Here is a 5,791-nt window from a genome sequence, read left to right as displayed (position 1 = left end):
CTCCTACATTATCCACAATGTAGATATCGTTACCCAATCCGCCTCTAAGTTGGTCGGCTCCGGTACCGCCGTTGAGCGTATTATTAGCGGTGTTGCCCAAAATAGTGTTGGCTAGAGTATTTCCAGTGCCGTTAATCACTGCGGTGCCTGTTAAAGTCAGATTTTCAACTTCGGCAGGTAACGTGTAGGTGACGCCAGATTCCACTAAATCGGTTCCTTGACCTGCAAGTTCTGTGACGGCATCTCCGGAATTATCCACAAGGTAGATATCGTTACCCAATCCGCCTGTAAGTTGGTCGGCTCCGGTACCGCCGTTGAGGGCATTATTAGCGGTGTTGCCGATAATAGTGTTGGCTAGAGTATTTCCGGTGCCGTCAATCACTGCGGTGCCTGTTAAAGTCAGGTTTTCAACTTCGGCAGGTAAGGTGTAGGTGAGGGTTGAGCGCACCTCGTCGGTTCCTCGACCTGCAAGTTCTGTGACGACATCTCCTACATTATCCACAATGTAGATATCGTTACCCAATCCGCCTCTAAGTTGGTCGGCTCCGGTACCGCCGTTGAGCATATTATTAGCGGTGTTGCCCAAAATAGTGTTGGCTAGAGTATTTCCAGTGCCATTAATCACTGCGGTGCCTGTTAAAGTCAGGTTTTCAACTTCTGTAGGTAAGGTGTAGGTGACGCCAGATTCCACTAAATCGGTTCCTTGACCTGGAAGTTCAGTGACGACATCTCCTGCATTATCCACAACGTAAATATCGTTACCCAATCCGCCTCTAAGTTGGTCGAGTCCGAGTCCTCCGTCTAAACGGTCATTATCATCGCCACCATTTAGGGTGTCGTTGCTGGCCAATCCATTGATGGTGTCATTGCCGGCAAATCCATTGATGGTATCTGGATTGGGAGTTCCGCTTAAGTTATCAGCGCCAGGTGTGCCATTTATAGTAGGGAAGCCGTTGTCAGTAATCGCAATATTTTGAGTAGTGTTTGTTCCCAACCCTATCCCAGCCGAAGGATTACTAATGGTTAAAGTTGCAGTTTCGCTTCCTTCAATTAAGGCATCATCGACAACAGTGAAAGTGACAGTACCTGTAGTTTGTCCGCTGGGAATGGTAATGGTTGTGTCGCTGAGGTTGTAGTCGCCGGCGGTGATACCTGTTCCTGTTACGCCTAAGTCAACGGTTTGAGGGCCCTCCACGGCAGTGGATGCCGTGGCGGTGACGGTGATGGCGGTTGTTCCTGCTTCTGTGCCAGTGTTACTGCTAACTGAAAGGTTGACGTTAGGGAAGTCGTTGTCAGTAATCGCAATATTTTGAGTAGTGTTTGTTCCCAATACTATCCCCGCCGAAGGATTGCTGATAGCTAAAGTTGCAGTTTCGCTTCCTTCAATTAAGGCATCATCGACAACAGTGAAAGTGACAATACCTGTAGTTTGTCCACTGGGAATGGTGATGGTGGTGTCGCTGAGGTTGTAGTCGCCGGCGGTGATACCTGTTCCGGCTACGCCTAAGTCAACGGTTTGAGGGCCTGTAACGGCGCTCTCAGCGGAGGCGGTGACAGTGATGGCGGTTGTGCCTGCTTCTGTGCCAGTGTTACTGCTGACTGAAAGGTTAAGGTTGACGCTGGGGTTAATGGTGATGTTGGCGGTTTCGGTGGCGCTGCTGAAAACGCTGGATGTGGTGTTATTTGTTCTGTCCGTGGTGTAGTCTGCTACACCGCCATTTGTGCCAACTATTTGATCCCAGGCGGCGAAGGTAATGGCGTTGGTGAGGGTGCCGTTGTAACCTGTGTTGGGAACAAATCGGATTTTTGTATTAGCATCACTGGCTAATAGTAAGGCGTTGGTGGCGGAAACGGCTGGGGCGTTATTCCAGGTTGTGCCATCGGTGGTGTATTGCCAAGTGCCGTTTGCGGTGTCTAGGGCGCTGATGGCGATGCCTTGAGAGGCGCTGGCGTTGGGATCGGTGATGTTTGTGCCGCCGAGGTTGGTGATGATGGTGCTGATGAGGGTGCCTGTGCTGGCGCTGTCATTTTGGTTTTGAGGGTTGAGGATGGGGGTGCCGCTGTTGTCGAGGGTGGGGGAGTCGTTGACTAAGACGGTGACGGTGGTGGGGATGGAAACAACGCCGTCGGTGGCTGTGTATTGGAAGAAGTCTTCACCGTTGAAGTTGGGGTTGGGGGTGTAGAGGATGTTGCGCGCTTTGTCTATAGCGATCGCATCGATACCAAAATCACCACCATTCGCATCCGGGTTGAAGGTGGGATCGGCGGCACCAGTTGTGGGGTTTAATTTGGCGATTTTGTTGCGGGGTTGGCCGCCGATGTTGGTGAAATTGCCGCCCACTATGGGGTTGCCGCTGCTGTCTATGGCGATCGCATTGACTTGACCATTCGCATTCGGGTTGAAGGTGGGATCGGCGGCACCAGTTGTGGGGTTTAATTTGGCGATAGAGTTGCGGGGTTGTGCGTCGATGTTGTTGAAAAAGCCGCCTACTATGGGGTTGCCGCTGCTGTCTAGGGCGATCGCACTGACTGCACTATTCGCATTCGGGTTGAAGGTGGCATCGGGGGCACCAGTTGTGGGGTTTAATTTGGCGATTTTGTTGCGGGGTTGTGCGTCGATGTTGGTGAAATTGCCGCCCACTATAAGGTTGCCGCTGTTGTCTATGGCGATCGCTACGACTGAACTATTCGCATCCGGGTTGAAGGTGGCATCTGCCCTGCCATCGCTATTCAACCGAGCAATTCTGTTGAGTGCAGCTCCGCCGATGGTGGTGAAATCGCCGCCGACATAAATCCAGTCATTAATAATCGCGGTGCCATTGGTGGGGGCGATGATGATGCTTTGTACTGAGGCGCGCCCGATGGCTGTGTCGTTGGCGAGTACGTCGATGCCGACAGAGGGCGAGTTGACTGTAACGGCTTGGGTGTCTGGGTTGGCGGTGGCTAGGATGTGGCTGTAAGTTTTGAGGGTGGTTTCGGTGAGGGCTAGTTGGGGCTTTTGCGTTGATGGGGGGATGAGTTGGGGGATGTCCCAGGTGCCACCGAGTGCGCTGTTACCTGTAGGTTGGGAGTTGGCGCTGATGTTTGCGCCTGTGAGTTGGTGCAGTTGAGTCAGGAATTGGTGTCCTCTGTCTCGGGCTGCTAGGTTACATCCATATAAGATGATGTTGGCGTTGTCAGTGAGGCTGTTTCGCCACTGTTGCAATTGGTGGCTGTAGTTGTGGATATTGTTGCTGTTGAGTTCTGTTGTGCCTAGGTACAGGCTGCCAGAATCTCCGTGGGTGATGATGTGTAGAGCATTGATGTCTGTATGCTGAGCTAGGATTGTGGCGATTTGCTCTACGGCATCGGGCTGGCTTTTGAGGATGTAGGTGGCGGTGTCGGGTTTGATGCCGGAGATTAGGTGCTGGCTGTCTGGTATTGTGGGGTCAAGGATGACTATTTCTGTGGGCTTGTTGCTGGTGCAACCAACCAAACTTCCGATATTGTTATTTAGGGAACGGTTAATTTGAGGTAGAGTTTTCACAGTTTTTTGCTTTTAATGTAGTTCGTGGTTTTTGAGTTGATCGGGAGATGACCCCGATTTGATTTTGGTTTGTGATATTTCTACCTGGTGGTGGATGACACTCGCCGATCGTGATGAGTAATATCAAAAGGGTAAGAAAAACACTTCTAACCGGGACAAAGGCTCGAAACCTTTGTTTTGTAGGGCTTACAAATTAATATTTTGTCTGATACCGATTTAATGGGTCGTTGCACATATCTTGATCCCCCTAAATCCCCACCCCCCCTAGGGCGTGTTTTCAAACCCGGAGATCCCCCCTAGCCAAGAGGGCGGGCACGGGGGCACCGCCCCTACTAAGGGGGGGACAAGAGCACTCAAAGTCAACCCCTACTCCCCTTCTTAAGGGGGATTTAGGGGGATCAGGATCTGATGGATCAGTTTGAAAACACGCCCTAGCCCCCCCAAGGGGGAAGGGGGACTTTGATCGGAATCCTGTCCCCCCCTTATTAAGCTATGCTTTATAAACATCTTTCTTAACAAGAAAGTTGACAAAAGTAACTACTTGTGTAGCGGATATGGGGGCGCTCGCGGACGATCGAATACGAATTATCCTGATTCGAGTTTTCATTGATATCTCCGTCTTTCAATGAGTTGGCTCAAGTGCGTTCGGGGTTTTTCCCGATCGCACATTTTGAACCAATAGAATAAAATGTTTTTCTGCCATTGGCTCACGGCGGTTTACCAAAATTATCGTTGATAGGAGCGACACAATTTGCGAGCGCAGCTATTTCACCCTGAAAACATACAAATTCAAGTTGTTTTCAGTTGATTAAATAGTAGCCAACCCGTCATAATATCATCCAATCTTCTCAAGCCACGCCACAAAGTCTTAACTCCTGGAAAACCATCATGTTTTCGTCCTAAAAAACCTCCCAATTTGGCAATCCAACCAACAGCTTCCCCTAAAGTTGGCGGGGAAGAATGAGGATAACTTTTGTGATAAATTGTTGCATAAAGAGCCTGCCATTCTCGATGTGATAACATAGTTTCACAACTGGCATCAGGCGCGCTGCGAGCCAGATGAGTAATATAAAGCAAACGCCAAGCTACTATCGAATAAGTAGCTAGAGCCATTTCCAACCTCTCTGCTGTTTCTAATTGCAGCTTCTCAATTCCACAACCACTTTTTAATACATAATGATAACGCTCAATCAACCAACGATAACTATACCACCTCACATAAGTAGTCACATCCTCAATACAAGTAATAGGTAAAGTTGTTAACAGCCACCACTCAATTGCTTCTGCCTCCGATGGTGCTGATGATTCTCTTACTAAAATAACTTGCAGTTCGAGCGGACTTAATTTCTCTTGTTTAGCCCGATTTTTAGGGGGTTGAATAGTTAAGGTTTTATACCGAATAGTTAAAGTTGCTACTCGTGATGGTCGAGTCGGGTTGCGCTTTAATTCAACAGTCATCGTGGCTTGCGGTTCGACTAACTCCATCTCTGCTTTAAGATGGTTGGATGAAAACTCTAAACATCTGTTTTGAGTAGCTCGAATCAAAAAATCTGCTTTCTCACGGTTGGCGCAGGCAAATAAGTCATAAAAGTCTGCTTCTCGATCGGCAATTGTGACTACTTTTTGCGAATTAGGGATGATATATAACGTGTTTTTTAAAGCATCAAGCCATCTTTGACTTTCTTTTTCTTCAGTTGATTTTTGAGAACGTTTAGCAGCTTTACCTAAAAATTTTGGCGCTCTTGCCCAGACATATTGGTCGATAATTCCTAATGGTAGCCCTTCTGTTGTGGCGGCCAAAGTTGAATGTACTTTCAATCCACTTGCATATTTACTATCAAGATATCCGACTCCTTTAACTGCTTTATGAGTAGTGTAATTTAATTCGGTTGTATCTTGTATTGCCAAGACAATTTGATGATTTTTGATTCTTTCTACTGTCGCATCTACGTGTCCTTTCCTAAGCTGAGCTGGTTTGATGTATGGTGAATCCCAGAAATCGTAAGTAGCCTTAGTTTCCGCCCATGTACCACTCGCTTCAGGTACACTAGATTCTGGTTTATTGCTTAAATTAGAGACAATTTTCATGAATCTATTTGTCCTTCTTGGATCTCCTAAGTCAGTTTTTTCTAATTCTTGTCTTACCCATTGCTCGATCATTTTAACCTGACTCCTGGGCCATCACCCGATCGTTTAACATCATAGATGTTTATTTTTGTCAACTTTCTTGTTAAGAAAGATCCTTATAAAGCATAGCTTAATAAG

At 47.8% G+C, this 5,791-nt stretch carries 2 protein-coding genes; both read right to left on the bottom strand.

From position 1 onward, the window contains the following. The coding region (locus tag QUB04_RS09530) for a DUF4347 domain-containing protein (protein ID WP_333283633.1) at positions 1-3,526 on the bottom strand (3,526 nt) is incomplete at its 3' end. A 789-nt stretch (positions 3,527-4,315) separates the two neighbouring features. After that, positions 4,316-5,683: an IS4 family transposase gene (locus QUB04_RS09525; RefSeq protein ID WP_333283808.1), complete on the bottom strand. Its 1,368-nt coding sequence runs from the start codon at positions 5,681-5,683 to the stop codon at positions 4,316-4,318. Between the last annotated feature and the right edge of the window lie 108 nt (positions 5,684-5,791).

It is taken from the genome of Microcoleus sp. D2_18a_B4 (assembly GCF_036702475.1).
In the GTDB taxonomy this organism is placed as follows: Bacteria; Cyanobacteriota; Cyanobacteriia; order Cyanobacteriales; family Microcoleaceae; genus Microcoleus.
Note: the sequence above shows the minus strand (reverse complement) of the source record. Positions and strands in the feature narration are given on the sequence as shown.